General features: G+C 80.3%; 1 pseudogene. It reads left to right on the forward strand.

The features are described 5' to 3' along the window. A pseudogene (locus AA75_RS43250) lies at window positions 1–593 on the forward strand (FUSC family protein); the annotation flags it as partial.

A 593-nucleotide genomic window follows, 5' to 3' on the forward strand; every position in this document is an offset into this window, starting at 1 on the left:
GCGAAACTGGTGTGCGACGCGACCCGGCTGGGCGGGCTCGGCGCGGTGCTGCTGCTGTTCGCGTTCGCCGTGGCGGCCAACGGCTCACCGGCCTGGTCCGAGGTCGGCCCGCACACGGCGCTGGCGGCGGCGGGCGCCGCGGTGGCCTGGGGGCTGGCGCTGGCGGGGTGGTTCTGGCGCCCCGACCGTCCGGAGCGGTTCGCGGTGGCGGCGGCGCTGCGCGAACTCGCGGCGCTGGTGGACGACCTCGGTGCGAACGTCACCGGCGGGCGGTCGCGGCACCGGGCGACCGCCGCGGTCGTCGAGGCGTACCACTGCCTGGGGCTCGCTCCCCCGGTCGCGGGCGTGCGGGAGGAGCGCGGCGGGGTGTGCGTCCGGCTCGCCGACTTCTCCTGGTCGCTGCTGATCAGCTCTGCGGGGCGGGCCCCGGACGGGTGCGCCGCCCTGGCGGGGAGTCTGCGGCGCCAGGTGCGGCTGCTCGGCGACCGGCGCGGGCGCGTACCGGTGCTGCTGCCGGAGCTGTCGCCGCCTGCCCCGGACGCTGCGGCCCGCGGTCCGGCGGGCGCCGGGGCCGCGGCGGACGCCCTCGCCGC

Origin of the sequence: Kitasatospora sp. MBT63 (assembly GCF_000710465.2) — a bacterium.
GTDB lineage: Bacteria > Actinomycetota > Actinomycetes > Streptomycetales > Streptomycetaceae > Kitasatospora.